17 protein-coding genes, 1 riboswitch and 1 other annotated feature are annotated in these 18106 nt (G+C 44.7%); of the genes, 6 read left to right on the forward strand and 11 right to left on the reverse strand.

What is annotated here, in order from left to right; all coding sequences use genetic code 11:
* Window positions 1–57 precede the first annotated feature (57 nt).
* Together AB4384_RS04135 and AB4384_RS04140 are read left to right on the forward strand one after the other, a co-directional pair.
* The gene (locus tag AB4384_RS04135; protein WP_102319772.1) at window positions 58–1275 is read left to right on the forward strand and encodes an EAL and HDOD domain-containing protein; all 1218 of its coding nucleotides are present in this window, start codon (window positions 58–60) and stop codon (window positions 1273–1275) included.
* A gap of 127 nt (window positions 1276–1402) precedes the next feature.
* A complete protein-coding gene (locus tag AB4384_RS04140; protein WP_102319771.1) occupies window positions 1403–1915 on the forward strand; it encodes a YchJ family protein in 513 nt (170 codons plus the stop codon).
* A 201-nt stretch (window positions 1916–2116) separates the two neighbouring features.
* On the opposite strand, the gene hisIE is transcribed toward AB4384_RS04140, so the two are convergent.
* The 9 genes from hisIE to AB4384_RS04185 form a co-directional block, all read right to left on the reverse strand.
* The gene (hisIE, locus tag AB4384_RS04145) at window positions 2117–2767 is read right to left on the reverse strand and encodes a bifunctional phosphoribosyl-AMP cyclohydrolase/phosphoribosyl-ATP diphosphatase HisIE (RefSeq protein ID WP_017060271.1); all 651 of its coding nucleotides are present in this window, start codon (window positions 2765–2767) and stop codon (window positions 2117–2119) included.
* On the reverse strand, window positions 2764–3537 hold the full coding sequence (hisF, locus tag AB4384_RS04150) for an imidazole glycerol phosphate synthase subunit HisF (RefSeq protein WP_017060270.1): 774 nt from the start codon (window positions 3535–3537) through the stop codon (window positions 2764–2766). Before hisF ends, hisIE begins: the two co-directional genes overlap by 4 nt.
* Window positions 3519–4256: a 1-(5-phosphoribosyl)-5-[(5-phosphoribosylamino)methylideneamino]imidazole-4-carboxamide isomerase gene (gene hisA / locus AB4384_RS04155; protein WP_372128940.1), complete on the reverse strand. Its 738-nt coding sequence runs from the start codon at window positions 4254–4256 to the stop codon at window positions 3519–3521. Before hisA ends, hisF begins: the two co-directional genes overlap by 19 nt.
* A gap of 43 nt (window positions 4257–4299) precedes the next feature.
* Entirely contained in the window at window positions 4300–4914 is a 615-nt protein-coding gene (hisH, locus tag AB4384_RS04160) for an imidazole glycerol phosphate synthase subunit HisH (RefSeq protein WP_017060268.1), read from the reverse strand.
* Between the two features lie 9 nt (window positions 4915–4923).
* Window positions 4924–6012 carry a bifunctional histidinol-phosphatase/imidazoleglycerol-phosphate dehydratase HisB gene (hisB, locus tag AB4384_RS04165; RefSeq protein WP_017060267.1) on the reverse strand — a complete coding sequence of 363 codons (1089 nt, stop codon included), beginning with the start codon at window positions 6010–6012 and terminating at the stop codon, window positions 4924–4926.
* Window positions 6013–6143: 131 nt separating this feature from the next.
* Window positions 6144–7184: a histidinol-phosphate transaminase gene (gene hisC, locus AB4384_RS04170; RefSeq protein WP_372128942.1), complete on the reverse strand. Its 1041-nt coding sequence runs from the start codon at window positions 7182–7184 to the stop codon at window positions 6144–6146.
* A gap of 9 nt (window positions 7185–7193) precedes the next feature.
* Window positions 7194–8495: a histidinol dehydrogenase gene (gene hisD / locus AB4384_RS04175; protein WP_017065318.1), complete on the reverse strand. Its 1302-nt coding sequence runs from the start codon at window positions 8493–8495 to the stop codon at window positions 7194–7196.
* Window positions 8495–9391, reverse strand: coding sequence for an ATP phosphoribosyltransferase (gene hisG / locus AB4384_RS04180; RefSeq protein ID WP_017060264.1), 897 nt, complete (start codon window positions 9389–9391; stop codon window positions 8495–8497). Before hisG ends, hisD begins: the two co-directional genes overlap by 1 nt.
* Window positions 9392–9444: 53 nt before the next feature.
* Window positions 9445–9580 (reverse strand) — a sequence feature (His leader region).
* A 190-nt stretch (window positions 9581–9770) separates the two neighbouring features.
* Window positions 9771–11363, reverse strand: coding sequence for a Na+/H+ antiporter NhaC family protein (locus AB4384_RS04185; protein WP_017060263.1), 1593 nt, complete (start codon window positions 11361–11363; stop codon window positions 9771–9773).
* Between the two features lie 112 nt (window positions 11364–11475).
* Window positions 11476–11653: riboswitch (Lysine riboswitch) on the reverse strand.
* 364 nt (window positions 11654–12017) lie between these two features.
* On the opposite strand from AB4384_RS04185, the gene AB4384_RS04190 reads away from it, so the two are divergent.
* Window positions 12018–12428: an H-NS family nucleoid-associated regulatory protein gene (locus AB4384_RS04190; protein ID WP_017060262.1), complete on the forward strand. Its 411-nt coding sequence runs from the start codon at window positions 12018–12020 to the stop codon at window positions 12426–12428.
* A 194-nt stretch (window positions 12429–12622) separates the two neighbouring features.
* Here the strand turns inward: AB4384_RS04190 and AB4384_RS04195 are convergent, their stop codons facing one another.
* Both AB4384_RS04195 and AB4384_RS04200 read right to left on the reverse strand, forming a co-directional pair.
* Window positions 12623–13927 (reverse strand): inosine/guanosine kinase, encoded by a 1305-nt coding sequence (locus AB4384_RS04195; RefSeq protein ID WP_017060261.1) that lies wholly within the window; start codon window positions 13925–13927, stop codon window positions 12623–12625.
* Window positions 13928–14029: 102 nt separating this feature from the next.
* Window positions 14030–14299 carry a hypothetical protein gene (locus AB4384_RS04200; RefSeq protein WP_010439986.1) on the reverse strand — a complete coding sequence of 90 codons (270 nt, stop codon included), beginning with the start codon at window positions 14297–14299 and terminating at the stop codon, window positions 14030–14032.
* A 204-nt stretch (window positions 14300–14503) separates the two neighbouring features.
* Here AB4384_RS04200 and mnmA point away from each other — a divergent pair, with 204 nt between their 5' ends.
* The 3 genes from mnmA (at window position 14504) to purB (ending at window position 17815) form a co-directional block, all read left to right on the forward strand.
* On the forward strand, window positions 14504–15640 hold the full coding sequence (gene mnmA, locus AB4384_RS04205) for a tRNA 2-thiouridine(34) synthase MnmA (protein WP_017060260.1): 1137 nt from the start codon (window positions 14504–14506) through the stop codon (window positions 15638–15640).
* Window positions 15641–15683: 43 nt separating this feature from the next.
* Window positions 15684–16301, forward strand: coding sequence for a high frequency lysogenization protein HflD (gene hflD, locus AB4384_RS04210; protein WP_017060259.1), 618 nt, complete (start codon window positions 15684–15686; stop codon window positions 16299–16301).
* A 143-nt stretch (window positions 16302–16444) separates the two neighbouring features.
* On the forward strand, window positions 16445–17815 hold the full coding sequence (gene purB, locus AB4384_RS04215; RefSeq protein WP_372083371.1) for an adenylosuccinate lyase: 1371 nt from the start codon (window positions 16445–16447) through the stop codon (window positions 17813–17815).
* Window positions 17816–18106 lie beyond the last annotated feature (291 nt).

The following is an 18106-nucleotide window of genomic DNA, read 5'->3' on the forward strand; positions in this document are numbered from 1 at the left end:
TTTCTAGTGAATTAGCTATTATCTCTCTACCAGAAATAAACCGAACACAGTACCAAGTTGAAATATTCATACGTAGCGCGTCAACCAATACTCGACACAGGCAAGAAAACCATAGGTTACGAGTTGCTATTCAGGGATGGTCCTAAGAACACTTTCCCTGAAGTAGAGCCGGAGCTCGCTACTAGCCGTTTGCTTTCCGATCACTTCTTATCGACCCACTATAATACGTTGGGTGATAAGCTTGGGTTCGTGAACTTCCCATATGCAAGCCTAATCAACTTAGTCCCTACTCTGTTCCCCAAAGAAAGCCTCGTTGTTGAGGTTCTTGAAGACTGCGAACCAACAGACGAATTACTTGAAGCAATCAAAACCATCTTTGACGCGGGTTATACCATTGCGCTAGACGACTTTGTGCCAAGTAAAGCTTGGAAGCGCTTCTTACCCTACGTTTCAATTATCAAGTTCGATATCCGTTTGACGCCAATTGCCAAAGCAGCGATGTTTATGAACTCTCTCAAAGGGCTAGATATCAAGTTCCTTGCTGAGAAAGTAGAAACGTACGAAGAATACCAAGAAGCGAAAAAAGCAGGCTTCACCTACTTTCAAGGTTATTTCTTTAGCAAGCCAGAGATGATCCAAACGCGTGCGCTCAACCCGGCATTCCTGACGACTGTTCAGCTGTTAAAAGAGATTGCGCACGACCCTATCGACTTTGGTGAAGTAGAGCGTTTGATTACGCTCGATGTGACCATGTCGTATAAGCTACTTACCTACGTAAACTCCGCTGGCGGTTCACCAACAACGATTCGTTCATTCCGCCAAGCGCTTATTTACCTTGGTGAACAAAAGCTGCGTAAGTTCGTTTCACTTGTGGCGATCGCATCAGCGAAAGAAGACAAGCCGGACTCACTCTACGGTTTAGCGGTATTACGCGCGCGTCAATGTGAGCTCTTAGTCGAGAAGATGAATGTGAAGGTTGAGCCAGGACAAGCCTTTTTGACCGGTATGTTCTCGCTACTGGATTCACTGTTTGACCAACCGTTGAAGCAAGTACTGGACTCAGTGCCAATCGACGATGAGATTAAACAGGCCCTTATCCAACGTAAAGGCGTGTTAGGTGCTGTATTGGCGATGGTCGTTGCTTATGAACAAGCTCGTTGGGATGAAGCGACTCGTATTCGCCAGCTTCTCAAACTGAGTGAAGCTCAACTTGGTCAAGCTTATGACGAAGCGACAACTTGGGCCCAAGAGCTATTGGCTCCAGCCCTGAAATAACATACTTCGTACTATAGCTTTAATAGTTTCAATAGAAACTAAGCTTTGGTGAGCGATCGTTTCTTGGTAAACTCCCACGCATTCATTTATGGCCTCTTAATAGAGGCCATTTTTACAGGACCTGACTATGTCTTTATGCCCATGCGGTAGCAACAATACTTACCAACAGTGCTGTGAATCAGCGCACCTTAACCACAGTGCCGTTGAAACACCAGAGCAATTAATGCGCTCTCGTTATTCAGCACACGTGCTGGGTTTGGTTGACTATGTTGTTGCGACTTACCACCCTAGCTGCAATGCAGAAGCACAAAGAGAAGGCATTGCCGAATCTATCAACAGTGATTGGGCAGGACTAGAAGTCATCGATACTGCGGTAGGCTCGCACCAAGACGAAGGCTTTGTTGAGTTTAAAGCTTACTTCAATGAAGAAGGCGCACAATACTGCATGCAAGAACGCTCTCGCTTTATACGTGAAGACGGTCTTTGGTACTACATTGATGGTACCTTCCCAGAGCAGGAACAAACTACACAACCAGAAATTGACCCACGCTTAAATCAAACCGTTGAGAGCTTTAAAATCGGCCGTAATGATCCGTGTATTTGTGGCAGTGGTAAGAAATACAAGAAGTGCTGCGGGTAACTCGTTCGACTAAGAAGTCAGATTGAGAGAAGAGATTCCTGATGTCGCTTAGGCTCCTCGGAATGACGCAAAGTCAGAGGTTAGAAAAGTGACGTAGGGCTTAGAAATCTTGAAAATTAAAAAACTAAAAAGCCCCGTAAACATGTTTGTTTGCGGGGCTTTTGTCTGTCTTTTACGCGGTTCTATTAATCTAAAGAGAGCTTACTTATGACGCTCTTTCAGCTTGTTTACCACATCATCCATCGATAAGCCTTGGTCTTGAAGAAGAACCATTAGGTGGTAAATCAAATCTGCTGATTCACACACTAACTCCGCCTTATCGCCCGACGTCGCCGCAAGCGCGACTTCAACGCCTTCTTCGCCCACTTTTTGCGAAATACGCTTGGTGCCACGGGCATATAGACTGGCAGTATAAGAAGATTCAGGATCGGCGTCCTTGCGGGCAGCCAATAGCTGCTCAAGCTGATGAAGCCACACCATCTGAGACTCTTCTTGCTTGTCTCCATCCCAACACGTTGTTGTACCTGTGTGGCACGTTGGACCAATGGGATTAACTTTAACCAGTAAGGTGTCGCTGTCACAGTCCAAGGCGATGTTTTGCAGTTGCAATACATTGCCCGACGTTTCACCTTTCGTCCAAAGACGCTCTTTTGTGCGAGAGAAAAACGTCACATTGCCAGTTTCACCCGTTTTCTCAAGTGCGGCTGGGTTCATGTATCCCATCATTAGCACTTGGCTTGACTGGTAATCTTGAACAATCGCTGGCACTAAGCCATCTACTTTTTCCCAGTTAATACGCTCTGACAATGCGCCTACTTCTGTTTTTGATAAGCTTACGGGTTCAAAACTCATAGTCGCACCTCTACATCTTGTTGTTTTAAATACTGTTTAAGTTCACCAATATTGATGACTTGTTTGTGGAATACCGAAGCCGCAAGTGCTCCATCCACGTTGGTCTTTTTATAAGCTTCAGCAAAGTGCTCCATTGCACCAGCTCCACCAGAGGCAATCAATGGCACATTACACACTTCACGCACCATGTTTAACTGATCGATATCATAGCCGTTACGAACGCCATCTTGGTTCATCATGTTTAACACAATCTCACCTGCGCCACGCTTCTGTACTTCCTGCACCCAATCTTTGGTTTCCCATTTGGTTGCTTTAGTACGCGCTTCATCGCCTGTAAATTGGTAAACCTGATATTTACCGGTTTCTTTGTCGAAGTATGAATCGATACCGACAACGATACACTGAACGCCAAACTTATCAGCAAGGTCAGTAATCAGCTGTGGATTAGCCAATGCCGGTGAGTTGATTGACACTTTATCCGCACCAAACTCAAGAATGCGCGCTGCATCTTCTGCTGATTTAATACCACCAGCGACACAGAAAGGGATATCGATCACTTCAGCTACGCGTTTCACCCAGCTTTTATCGACCACACGGCCATCACTTGATGCGGTGATGTCATAAAATACCAATTCATCGGCGCCCTCTTCTGCATAGCGTTGTGCTAGCGGAACGATGTCACCAATAATTTCGTGGTTACGGAACTGAACGCCCTTAACCACTTGTCCGTCACGGACATCCAAACAAGGGATTATTCGCTTTGCCAACATGCAAATGCCTCCTCTGCGGTAAACTTGCCATCAAGTAGCGCACGACCCACAATCACACCCGCAACACCGCTGCCTTTAAGCGCTTCGATATCAGCTAGGCTGCCAATGCCGCCCGATGATTGGAATTGCACTTGTGGGTACTGCTTACAAAGATCAACATAGAGCTCTACGTTTGATCCTTCTAGCGTGCCGTCACGTGAAATATCGGTACACAGCACGTGTTTAAGGCCAACCGTGAGGTAGTCTTCAATCAGCGCTTCAATAGTCACACCTGAATCTTCTTGCCAACCTGAAATCGCCACTTTACGTGTGCCGCTTTCATCAATGTTGATGTCTAGAGCCAGCACGATTTTTTCCGCGCCATACTTCTCCATCCAACCTTTCACCAACTCAGGTTGCTTAACGGCTGTAGAACCAACCACAACGCGCTGTGCGCCAGCTTCTAGCAGATCAAAGACATCTTGTTCGTTACGCACGCCACCACCAATCTGGATGTTCGCAGGCGTGCTAGCAAGGAGCTTAGCAATCAAGTCTAACTGACGAGCCGTTGTGTCTTTTGCGCCCGTTAAGTCAACAAGGTGCAGCCAGCCAGCGCCAGCTTGGTGGTACAGATTAAACTGCTCTGCTGGGTCTACTTTGTATTCTGTTACTTGCCCGTAGTCTCCTTGGAATAAGCGAACTACTTGGCCTTCAATTAAATCTAACGCGGGAATAATCATTTACATTCCTTATATGGCAACGTTAGCCGCTGCCTAATCCTTATTACAATTCCAAGAAGTTCTGAATCAGCTTAGAGCCAGCTTTCGAAGATCGCTCTGGGTGGAACTGAACACCATAATAATTGCCACTTTGAACCGCCGCAGTGAACGGATTACCGTAATCACATTGTGCGATTGTGTAGTCACCCACTGGCATTGCGAAGCTATGAACAAAGTAGAAGTATTCGCCTTCTTCAATGTCTTTAAATAGCGGGTGATTAGGCGTTGCTGTTACTGTGTTCCAACCCATGTGTGGTAATGGTAAGTCGCCCGTTTCAAGTAAACGAACTTCGCCATCACACAAACCTAGGCATTCAACTAACTCATCAGCCTTTTGACCTTTCTCTTGAGACAGTTTGCCTAACAGCTGCATACCTAAACAGATACCCAGCAGAGGCTTCTCAACTTGCTTGACAAGGGTAACAAGGTCACGCTCTTGCAGGTTCTTCATTGCCTCACTTGCTGTACCTACACCGGGTAGGAATAGCTTGTCGGCAGCAAGAACAACTTCTGGTTCTTTTGAAATTTCAACTGCGTAGCCCAGACGTTCAATCGCAAACTTCACCGATGAAACGTTGGCACAACCAGTATCAATAATAACGACTTTTTGCTCTTTCATACCGAACCCTTACAGAACGCCTTTGCTGCTTGGTAACTCGTTACCTTCAACTTTGATTGCTTGGCGAAGAGTACGGCCAAACGCTTTGAACAGGCTCTCAATGATGTGGTGATCATTATTGCCATCAGAAGAAAGGTGTAGCGTACAAGCCAATGTATCAGTTAGAGAACGGAAGAAGTGAACCACCATCTCGGTTGAAAGATCACCCACTTGCTCACGGCTGAACTTAGCATCGAACTTCAGGTATGGACGACCAGAAAGGTCTAACGCACACTGAGCCAAACACTCATCCATTGGTAGGCTGAAACCAAAACGGCCAATACCACGTTTGTCGCCTAGTGCATCTTTCAATGCTTGGCCTAAAGCCAGAGCGGTATCTTCGACTGTGTGGTGATCATCAATGTGCAGGTCGCCCTTCACAGTCAGGTTCATTTGGAAACCACCGTGTGTCGCGATTTGATCAAGCATGTGGTCGAAGAAACCCATGCCGGTATCGATCTTGTTGCCACCGGTTTCATCAAGGTTTACTGCAACCTTGATATCGGTTTCTTTAGTAGTACGAACTACTTCAGCAATACGCGCATTAACCGTCAGATCTTTAACGATTTGTGGCCAGTTAAGCGTGCCTTCAGTTTCCGCATCCGGGCCATATTGAATACCGCGGATAGCCATGTTCTCTGCCAGTTGAAGATCCGTCATTCGGTCGCCAATCACAACAGAGTGTTGGAAATCGACTTTACCGCCTTGTAGGTACTCTTTAACCATACCCAGTTTAGGCTTACGGCAAGAGCAGTTGTCTTCGTCAAAGTGAGGGCAAATAAGCACGTCGTCAAACTTAACGCCTTGAGATTCGAAGAACTCCATCATCATATTGTGTGGTGCATCGAAATCTTCTTGTGGGTAGCTATCGGTACCTAGACCATCTTGGTTAGTCACCATCACTAGACGGTAACCAGCGTCTTGCAGTGCAAGTAGGCTAGGAATTACTCGCGGTTCGAATTTTAGCTTGTCTAAACGATCTACTTGAAAGTCAACTGGCGGCTCTACAATTAAGGTGCCGTCACGGTCTATAAAAAGTATTTTCTGTTGTTTACTCACTTGAACTTCCTTTTAATTTTAAATCTGGTGGCCTAGCTAAAATCAAACGCTAACCCAAAATATTGGTTTCACTTGCCAATCTGCGATTAATCAACTCAAACTGGCAAATGTTATTACTGGTAAGCCTTTCGTTACTGATAAAAGTTACGAATGAATCCAAGTGTCTTTTCGCACTCTTCGCGGTTACCAATACTAATACGAACACAGTCTTCAATAGGTGAATTACGCAAAATAATGCCCGTATCCCAAGCCGCTTTAAATAACTCATCGCCGTTCGGGAATTTCACCAGTAAGTAGTTACCCCAGCCATCAAAAACCGTCACTTGAGGCATACCTAATAGACCCGCCTGCAAATACGCTCGGTTAGCACTTAAATCCAGAACTTGGAACTTAGCTCGCGCGAGTCCTTGCTCTGAAAGTGCTTGAACGGCAATGTCAGCAACAGGGATTGGCACTGGATAAGGAGCAATCACTTTCAACAGTACATCGATAAGCTCTTTGTTCGCTAGCGTAAAGCCACAACGTAAGCCCGCCAAAGCAAAGGCCTTCGACAAGGTGCGCAGAATCGCTAGGTTTGGATATTGCTCAAGCAAATCAACGGTTGACGCTTCTGGACAAAAATCGATATACGCTTCATCCATCACCACAATCGCTTTGTCTTGTGTCATTTCAAGCAACTTGATGATGTCTTTGCGATCAACCAAATTACCGGTTGGGTTATTTGGGCTACAAACAAACACCACTTTTACGTTGTCGAGCTGAGCTTCGATAGCTGGAAGATCCAATTGCCATTCAGAAGTCAGAGGCACAACCTTACGCTCAACACCAATCGTCTCTGCACTGATTGCGTACATACCGTAAGTGGGTGGGCAGTAAAGAATAGCGTCTTCGTTCGGCTCACAGAAAGCACGAATCAATAACTCAATGCCTTCGTCAGCACCACGCGTTGTCAGAGTTTGCTCTGAGTTCACGCCTGCGTATTGAGCGTAAGCATCAATCAGCTCTTTTGGCTGACATTCGCTGTAACGGTTAAGACGAGACAAGTTCAGGTTGTACTCGTTATCAAACGGAGATTCGTTGGCGTTTAGCCATACATCACCAGTACCGCCTATGCGTCTTGCAGACAAGTAAGGTGTTAGAGCCTGAACTTGTTTTCTTGCTAACTTTTCCATGCCCTACCCTTATTTCGCTTTATTTAACTTTTCAACTCGGATAGTCACAGCGCGTTTGTGTGCATCCAAACCTTCGGCTTCCGCCATTGTTACTACTGTTGGCGCTAGGCCTTTCAACCCATCGGCTGTTAGCTCCTGCACCGTCATTCGCTTAGAGAAATCAGCCAAACCTAGGCTTGAATACGTCTTGGTATAACCGTAAGTCGGAAGAACGTGGTTTGTGCCGGATGCGTAGTCACCTGCAGATTCTGGAGACCAGTCACCAAGGAAAATTGAGCCTGCATTATCTAGCAATGGCAGCAATTCACGTGGGTTCTTGGTTTGAACGATCAAGTGCTCAGGACCGTAGAAATTCGAAATCGCAATCGCTTGAGTGATCGATTCAGCAATGATGATTAAGCTTGAAGCCAATGCTTGCTGAGCGATGTTCGCACGAGACAGTTCTTTCAGTTGCTTTTGAACCGCTTCTGTTACTTGGTCTGCAACCACTGGAGATGGAGTTACCAATACTACTTGAGAGTCAGGCCCGTGTTCCGCTTGGCTCAACAAATCCGCTGCAATGAAGTCTGCATCAGCCGTTTCATCAGCAATCACTAACACTTCAGATGGGCCAGCTGGCATATCAATAGCTGCTCCGCGGAAGTCATTACTCACTTGGCGCTTTGCTTCCGTAACGTAGGCATTACCTGGGCCGAAGATCTTATCGACTTTAGCCACACTCTCGGTACCGTAAGCCATTGCTGCAACCGCTTGACCACCACCAACGTTGTAAACTTCGTCGATCTTACAAAGCTTAGCGACATACAAGATTTCATCAGCGATTGGCGGAGGTGAACAAAGCACAACCTTACGACAACCTGCGATTTGAGCAGGAACACCTAACATAAGAACCGTTGACGGTAGTGGCGCACTGCCACCGGGAATATAAAGGCCAACAGTATTAATCGCGCGCGTCACTTGCTCACACACAACACCAGGCTGTGTCTCAACCTTAATTGGCTGCGGCTTTTGAGCTTCGTGAAACTTAGCAATGTTGCTATAAGCTTGCTCTAACGCTTGCTTCATCTCTGGTGTTAGACGAGCACACGCCTCTTCAATCTCACCCGAACTGACTCGGATAGATTCTGGAGTTACACCATCAAACTTTGCAGTCAGCTTTTTAAGCGCGGCATCGCCTTCATTTCGTACTTTTGCAATAACATCAGAAACAGTCGCTGTGATGTTTGCACCTTCAGTAATAGCTGGACGCTCTAATACCGAGTCTTGCTGTGATTCACTTAAAGATTGCCAAACAACGGTTCTCATCGTCACTACCCCATCATTTTTTCGATTGGTAATACTAGAATCGAGCTTGCACCCAACTCTTTCAGCTGTTCCATTGTTTCCCAGAACAAGTTCTCTGTACTTACTAGGTGCACGGCAACTTTGTCTTTGTCTGTAGATAGAGGAAGAACCGTTGGATCTTCAGCACCAGGCAGTAGTGCTTTGATTTGCTCTAGTTGAGAGGTTGGCGCGTGAAGCATGATGTACTTCGACTCTTTCGCTTGTTGAACACCCTGCATACGAGTCAGTAGTTTTTCAATCAGTGCGGTCTTGTCTGCGTCGAAGTCGCCAACACGTTGAATCAGTGTTGCTTTCGATTGGAAGATAGCTTCTGCTTCTTTTAGGCCGTTCGCTTCAAGCGTTGCACCTGTAGAAACTAAATCAGCGATAGCGTCTGCAAGGCCAGCGCGAGGCGCGACTTCAACCGAACCTGTTAGCATACAAGTGCTGAACTCAACACCCTGCTCGTCCATGTAGGCTTTAAGTAGTTGTGGGTAGGTTGTCGCAATACGTTTGCCCGCTAAGTCTTGTGGGCCGTTGTATTCTTCGTCTTTATTAATAGCGATTGAAAGGCGGCAACCACCGAAGTCTAAACGACGTAGTGTGCGGAACTCTGAAGGCTCTTTAAGAGCAACACGATCTAGACGAACTTCTTCTAGTTCATTTTCACCGATGAAACCAAGGTCAACTACACCATCCATGATAAGACCTGGGATGTCGTCATCACGAACGAGTAACAAGTCGATTGGCATATTTAGTGAGTGAACCACTAGGCGCTCACCCATGATATTAAATTTAACACCACATTTTTTAAGTAGGTCTTGGCACTCTTTACTTAAGCGACCTTTCTTTTGAATTGCGATTCTTAGGCGTTGTGTCTGCATTGCTGTATCCCTGTGCAAATATTTGAATTTATTGATTATTTAAAAGCGCTAAAACTAAAAAACCCTCGGGGACTTTGTCATCCCGAGGGTTTAAATCTAAATTCTTTTGACTTAACCTCCGGGAGTAATCTTGCTCCCGGGTATACGTAAATCTCCCCGAAAGACTAGATAGGGTGATGATGGTGATGAATGTTCATTACTAATTTACGCATACTTATCAGCTCTTAGGTTGTTTGCTGTCTTGTCTCCACACTAACTAAGCTGACATCCTTTTTCAACCATTTATTCGAACTTTTTTCACGAAACTTAAAATTAAATTAACAGGCACAAAAAAGGGAGGCAAACGCCTCCCTGATAGTTTACTGATTAACTTTCAATTTTAGCTTTTGCACGTAGCCATTTTGCAGCGAGAGAAGTAAGCCAATGCAAAACATACAGCAACAAACGTTAGAGACGCTGCGCCAAATGCGATGCCAATTGAAGATGTCATACCTAGAGTGATGAAACCAATGCACGATACGAACGCTACAGACAACGCGTATGGAAGCTGAGTCGAGACGTGGTCGATGTGGTTACAACGAGCACCAGTAGAAGACAGAATCGTCGTATCTGAGATTGGAGAACAGTGGTCACCAAATACTGCACCCGCTAGAACCGCACTTAGCATTGGAAGAATCAGTGCGATATCCGATGCTGCAGCCATATCACCCGCGATTGGTAGCATGATACCGAACGTACCCCAAGATGTACCTGTAGAGAACGCCATAACGCCCGCTAGAAGGAACAACATAACCGGTAACCAGTGGTAATCAATGCTGCCTGTTACTAGAGACGATAGGTAAGAACCCGTTTTCATGTCGCCGATAACAGAACCGATAGTCCATGCAAACACAAGAATCAGAATCGCGCCAAACATAGAGCTAGCACCGATCCACATTGTTCTTGCGATATCAGTCATAGATAGCTTTTGCTTGAATACTGTCGCTAGTGCTACTAGTAAGCCAATAACACCACCGTAAACAAGAGACTTACCTACATCCGTGTTTTCGAATGCGCCTAGAAGGTTGAATGCTTGGCCATCAGCAGCCAGCGCTTGGCCGCCTGTGTAAAGCATTGCAGCCACTGTCGCTACAATTAGCGATACGATTGGCATAACAAGATCAGAAACTGAACCGTTTTCGCTCTCTTCGATATCTAACTCTTCGTTTAGATCGTGAGCTTGCTTTTGATCGTTGTCACCTTCAAAGCCACGGCCTTGAGATGCTTCGATCTCATGCTCACGCATCTTACCAACGTCTAGACCGAACCATGCTACTGCGAACACCATTAGTAGTGCGAATACAGCGTAGAAGTTCATTGGGATAAGACGAACGTAAGCACCCAGTGCAGAATACTCTGTCACACCGTGTGTCACTAAGATGCCACCAATGATCGTGATGATGTAAGCACCCCAGCTAGAAGCAGGCATGATCACACACATAGGAGCAGCAGTTGAATCTAGGATATAAGCAAGCTTAGCGCGAGATACATAGAAGCGGTCTGTTACAGGACGAGAGATAGCACCAACCGCTAGGCTGTTAAAGTAGTCATCAACAAAGATGAATACACCTAAGAAAGCAGCAAGTAGTTTTGAACCACGTTTGCTCTTAACGCGAGACTGTGCCCACTCCGCGAATGCGCGAGTACCGCCAGACAGTGTTAATAATGCCGTTGTCATTCCAAGAATAATTAGGAATGCAATGATGCTCATGTTCCAAGTGTTGATGCCACCATCTTCGATGAAAACACCAGATGCTTTAGTAAACACGTAGCTAGCTGCGTTACCTACTGAGTAATCAGCAAGTAGAATCGCACCCATGATGATACCGACACCCAAAGAAACCAATACACGGCGGGTAACAATAGCAAGGCTCAAAGCCACAAGGGGCGGAAGCAAAGATAAAGGTGATGTTGCAAAATCTATTAAATTCATGATCTTCAAAAACCAGTTTTTTATTTGGCTAGAGATCTACTGCAGACAAACTTGATACGGCTGACCAAGCTCATGTTGAACTAAGCGAAAGGGAAGTGAACACTTCACCCAACCCTACAGTAGCGCTCCATAGTTTAAAATTAAGACTATGGCAGTGTTGTACCTATTGAGCACAACCCCAGCAAATTGCTTAGATATACAATTTACTTCGGCAATTACACCTTTCATTCCCGTTCATTGGCATCACCCCAACGGAAGTTACTTTTTATAATTGCACCTCTACGTGCGATAACATTATTAACCGTGTAAACCAGAGTTTAACAACAAATTAACCAACACCTCGCATCAGGTAGCCGCAATTGTACTCATCAATAGCAACAATGCAACATATCATTCCGAGAAAAATAGCTTTTTGTTAATGAACTAATCAATAGAAGAATAGTCTACATAAGTTGACTACTCCACCTGTCACATATCATTTTTTAAGATATTCTTAATAATTATTATAAATTCAATAGAAATACTGCTCTGAATTTTCAACTATTCATCTCACTTTTATATTTAAATATGTAATAGAAGAAATACTATTTGTTTTATTCCTAGGCTCTGTTTATTATTAGGAAGATTATTTAGTTTACCTTGATGGAAAATATCATGTCTGAATTAACAAAAACTCTATTAAATATCCGCAGCCTTCGTGCGTTCTCACGTGAATTAACTCTTGAGCAACTTGAAGAAGCGCTAGACAAGCTGACTATTGTTGTACAAGAGCGTCAAGAGTCTGAAGCTGAAGAGCGTGCTGCTAAAGCAGAGCAAGAAGCTAAGCTTTCTGCTATTGCTGAACAAATTGCAAAAGACGGAATTGATGTTGCCGATCTTATTGCTGCACTTTCTGGTGAAGCAAAATCTAAAACAACAAAAGCTAAACGCGCTCCTCGCCCAGCGAAATACAAATACGTAGACGCAAACGGCGACGAGAAGACTTGGACAGGTCAAGGCCGTACGCCTTCAGCTATCCAAGAACAGCTAGATGCTGGTAAATCTCTAGAAGAGTTTGCTATCTAAACATTTAGTTTACTTAGTGAGTAATCAATTACACGCTAAGCGATAGAATTAATATTTAAGTCGACCAAAGTATTATTTACGACTTCAATATATTCAGAAACAAAAAAGGCTCCTTTCGGAGCCTTTTTTATATTTGTACTATCAGTATTAGAAACCAACTGATACTGATAGTACTACTGATTAAAGAAAGTAACTTATCTTTCCCAGTACGCTTCTTCTAGGCTATCTTCTCTTTCAGGAAGGCCACGAGATAAACGTGGAGAGTGTTGAACCAACACTTCATAGCTAGCACGGTTAGAATATTTACAAACTTGTGAGAACGAAGAGTACGTCAAGAATGAATGTTGGTGTTTACTTGAGTTTGGCACGTTTTCTTTGTGGTACTTATTAGCAGCCATATCATGTAATAAAGCTGATAACGCAGCATCACCTGCACCATTGGTATTTTTGATCTTTTCTGGTCCACCCATGTATGGCGCAATGTGCGAATACACTTTAGTTGGGTTTTCACATAAATCTTTATGCGCAGGACGGCTAAATTCAAAACGGTTGAATTCCGCAATTGAACCTGGAAGTAAAGGCAGTGACGTTTCACGCTTAGCTGCATCTTCTGTATAACCAGCCATAAATAGGCCAACAGGTCCCGCAGTACATAGAACAAGGTCTACCCAGTCTAGCGCTTTATCTGATGCAGCCAGTGGATCGCTTTCACCCGTTAACGCTTCAGCTTCGTCTTCATTCATTGCAACAACCGTTACGTGTTGCTCAAGGAAATCTTTCCAGAATTCTGGATCATCTTGAATAACGAACTTAGTACCTAGTGTAAGAACGACTGGCACATCGTATTTCTTCGCGTATTCGATCGCTTTCATTGTTGCTTCAGGCATCGGGTCGCCTGGCTTACAGCGAACTAAATAAGCCGTTAAAACTAAAGCAGAAGCACTTTTGAAGATTTTTTCAGGAATGCTTTCTGGTTTTAATTGGTTCATTTGTCCTTCGCTAATTGCGAAAGTACGTTCACCGTCTTCTGTAATTAATGCAAAGCAGCGACCAATTGCGCCATCTACCCCTTGTAAATGGTTCAGATCCATTCTGCTTGATGTATTACATAAATAGCGATAACCGTAACTACCAATCTTAATATCTTGGCTCATTACACCTAACAGTGTAGAACGGTCATCCGCTAGCACTGAATAGTTGTGTAATGTGTTACCAATTGTGCCACCAGCGTATTCATTGGTAATCAGGCACTGCTCTTTTAATTCTTGATACAAAGATTCAGCGGCTGCGTCGCCAATAACCAGTGAATGTCCCTTGCTCAAACCATACTTCTCAATAAGTTCAGAACTCACCTTTGCTTCAATATCCACCAATGTTTGGTCAATACCGATAATATGAGTGCGTGACATTCTTTTACTGCTTTGAGCTTGGCTCACTAGAGGATCACGAGCGTGAACCGGAAAGTAGTGCTTTGATTTACGTTGTCCAGGGAATTTCATAAGGCTAGTCTAAGTCAAGGGGAAATAGGTGGCGGATTCTACCGCGCTATATTTAACGCGGCAATCTTTCAAACTATAGCAAACGTTTGCTGAAGGTTTTTTTTATTCGCCTTCCATAAAGCTTAAATCGGGCAGCATGCCCAAATGCTCCGCGTAACGTTTTTGATTAAACTCCGCGCCGTTTTTCATAACGTCAAATACTTCAATTGCCAGTGCACATGCCATAGCCGCAATTGCTTCTTCACGTGGAGTGCCTGTCATCATTAAACGCATCAACGTCTCTTTCACTTTCACTGGTTCGCCATCTTCAAGCTGGTTCTCGATGATCTCAATCAGCTCTTCTTCTTGCATAAATTCATTTTGTTCAGACATTTTTTTATCTCAGGTCTTGGATTTCGAGCGACTATGCCACATATACTTCTGACATCCTAGCGACTCACCTCGCTCTCATGCGATTCTCTAACAAAGTCAGCGCACTATTTGTGCAAATGAAACTGTGATTCCGGTCTCGGATCTGTCACGGCGTTTCTCTTTCTGTTAGAATCTGCGACCAAGTAATAGTAACGGTGTTTAGACATGTCAGATATCAGCTCTGGAAACAGCGAAAAGAAAGTAATTGTCGGTATGTCCGGCGGTGTAGATTCGTCAGTATCGGCGTATCTTCTTCAGCAACAAGGCTATCAGGTAGAAGGCCTTTTCATGAAAAACTGGGAAGAAGACGATAACGAAGAATACTGCACGGCAGCTGAAGATCTTGCTGATGCTCAAGCGGTATGTGACAAACTAGGTATCCACCTTCACACTATCAACTTTGCTGCAGAATACTGGGACAACGTATTCGAATACTTCCTTGAAGAGTACAAAGCAGGTCGTACACCTAACCCAGATATTCTTTGTAACAAAGAAATCAAATTTAAAGCATTCTTAGAGTTTGCGGATGAAGTGCTAGACGCAGACTACATTGCGATGGGTCACTACGTTCGTCGTACTTTCCCAACTCAAGAGGAGCTTGATGCTGGCGTAAAACCAGAAATGCTACGCGGTCTAGACAGCAACAAAGACCAAAGTTATTTCCTATACACGCTAAGCTCAGATCAAGTGGCACGCAGCCTATTCCCTGTCGGTGAATTAGAGAAGCCAGAAGTGCGACGTATTGCTGAAGAGCAAGACTTGATCACAGCTAAGAAGAAAGATTCAACAGGCATCTGCTTTATCGGTGAGCGCAAGTTCACTGAGTTCCTAGGCAAATACCTACCAGCACAACCGGGTAACATCGAAACACCTGAAGGCCAAGTGATTGGTCAACACCAAGGTTTGATGTACCACACGCTAGGTCAGCGTAAAGGCCTTCATATTGGCGGCACTAAAGGTGGTGGCGGTAACGAAGAACCATGGTTTGTTGGTGAAAAAGACCTTAAGCGTAATGTACTCATCGCAGTACAAGGTAAAGACCACCCTCTTCTGAAATCAGAAGGCTTGATCGCATCTCAACTTCATTGGGTAAATCGCACACCAATTACTGAAGTTATGACATGCACGGTAAAAACACGTTACCGTCAAACAGATATTCCTTGTACAATCATCCCAATTGATGATGAGAACATTAAGGTTATTTTTGATGAGCCACAAATCGCAGTGACCCCAGGTCAATCTGCAGTGTTCTACCAAGGCGAAGTATGTCTTGGTGGTGGTATCATCGAAAAGCGCATCTAATCAATCAAACGACAAACGATAGAAGACAACTAGGAGTTACTACGTGGCTAATACACTTTATGACCGTACTATTGCTTTCGCCGGAATTTGCCAAGCTGTGGCTTTGGTTCAACAAGTAGCGAAAGACGGCCATTGTGATAAAGATGCCTTTGAAGCTTCACTCAGTGCCATTTTAAATACCAACCCATCGAATACCGTGGGCGTATTTGGACGTGAAGCGAACCTAAAGCTTGGCCTTGAGTGCTTAGTAAAAGGTATCGATAGTACTCCAGCAGGTAGCGATATCACGCGTTACATCATCAGCTTGATGGCGCTTGAGCGTAAGCTGTCTTCTCGCAACGACTCTATGTCTCAGCTTGGTGACCGCATTCAAACTGCAGAGCGCCAAACTGAACACTTTGATCTGTTTGACGAGCAAATGATCAGCAACCTTGCAAGTATCTACCTTGATGTCGTCAGCCCTATCGGCCCTCGCATTCAGGTTTCTGGTACTCCGTCTGTACTTCAGCAGACATCGAGCCAACATAAGGTTCGCGCACTGCTTCTATCAGGGATTCGAAGCGCTGTGTTATGGCGTCAAGTTGGCGGTAAACGTCGCCACCTTATCTTCGGTCGTAAGAAGATGATCGAGCAGGCTCAAATCCTACTAGCTCGAATGTAGTTTATTAGCTCGCGCCTCGTCGCGAGCTTGTTTTTTGTATCAATACAACTCTCACGCAAACGATTGCGCAATGTGCGTGACAATTGAGATTGTTACTGGTATAAACCTCTCAAAATTTAGAAAACTCAATTCAGGAGAACACCATGGAACTGTCAGCATTGACTGCTGTTTCACCAGTAGACGGCCGTTACGGAAGTAAGACTATTGCATTACGCAGCATCTTTAGTGAGTTTGGACTACTAAAGTACCGCTCTATCGTTGAAATTCGTTGGTTACAAAAGCTTGCAGCAACTGATGCAATCAAAGAAGTACCAGCGTTCAGTGCAGAAGCTAACCAGTTTCTTGATGAACTAGCCGCTAACTTCAGCGAAGAAGATGCTCTACGTATCAAAGAGATCGAGCGCACGACTAACCACGACGTTAAAGCGGTTGAGTACTTCTTGAAAGAGAAAGTTGCTGGCGTTCCTGAACTTCACGCTGTAAACGAATTTATTCACTTTGCATGTACTTCTGAAGACATCAACAACACCTCTCACGCGCTTATGCTTAAAGAAGCTCGTGACACAGTGATTCTTCCAGAAATCCGTAACGTAATTGATGCTATCAAAGCACTTGCGAACGAGTACCGTGATATTCCATTACTGTCTCGTACACACGGTCAGCCAGCTTCTCCTTCTACTATGGGTAAAGAGATGGCTAACGTTGCGTACCGTATGGAACGTCAATACAAGCAAATCGAAAACGTTGAGATCCTAGCGAAAATCAACGGTGCTGTAGGTAACTACAACGCACACCTTTCTGCATACCCAGAAGTTGAATGGCACCAGTTTAGCGAAGAGTTCATCACTGAATCTCTTGGCGTAACTTGGAACCCGTACACAACTCAAATCGAACCTCACGATTACATCGCTGAGCTATTCGATGCAATTGCTCGTTTCAACACTATCCTTCTAGACTTCGACCGTGACGTTTGGGGCTACATCGCTCTTGGTCACTTCAAGCAGAAGACTATTGCTGGCGAAATCGGTTCTTCGACAATGCCGCATAAAGTTAACCCAATTGACTTCGAAAACTCTGAAGGCAACCTTGGTCTAGCGAACGCAGTATTCAGCCACCTTGCACAAAAACTTCCAGTTTCTCGCTGGCAGCGTGACCTTACTGACTCTACGGTTCTTCGTAACCTAGGTGTGGGTGTTGGCTACGCAATCATTGCATACACTTCGACTCTGAAAGGTATTAGCAAGCTTGAAGTTAACCGCGCTGCGCTACTTGCTGAACTAGACAAGAACTGGGAAGTATTGGCTGAACCAGTACAAACAGTAATGCGTCGTTACGGCATCGAAAAACCATACGAGAAGCTAAAAGAGCTAACTCGTGGTAAACGTGTAGATGGCGAAGGCATGCGTGTATTCATCGATGGTCTTGAGATCCCTGAAGACGAGAAAGTTCGCCTGAAAGAGATGACTCCAGCGAACTACATCGGCCAAGCAATCGAGCTAACTGACAAACTGTAAGGTTCGAATTTCGAATCACAGAATAGACTAAGGCTTCCCATGTGGAAGCCTTTTTGTTGAGCGGAACAAAGTGTATTGAGCACAAGAGACGTCAGAAAAATAATACAAAGCAACCCAGTATCATTACCCTACTCATCTCAATCCGTGCGATATCAACCAATCAATATCGTAATGCTTCATCACCAGTAACCCTCTATCGCCAGACACCTATTCCTCGAATACTTACTGTCTTAGATGCCAAGATCAAAAAAGACCTCCCGAAGGAAGCCTTTCAAATGTATCTTGTCGATT

The organism is Vibrio sp. 10N.261.51.A4, assembly GCF_041471945.1.
Taxonomy (GTDB): domain Bacteria; phylum Pseudomonadota; class Gammaproteobacteria; order Enterobacterales; family Vibrionaceae; genus Vibrio; species Vibrio crassostreae_C.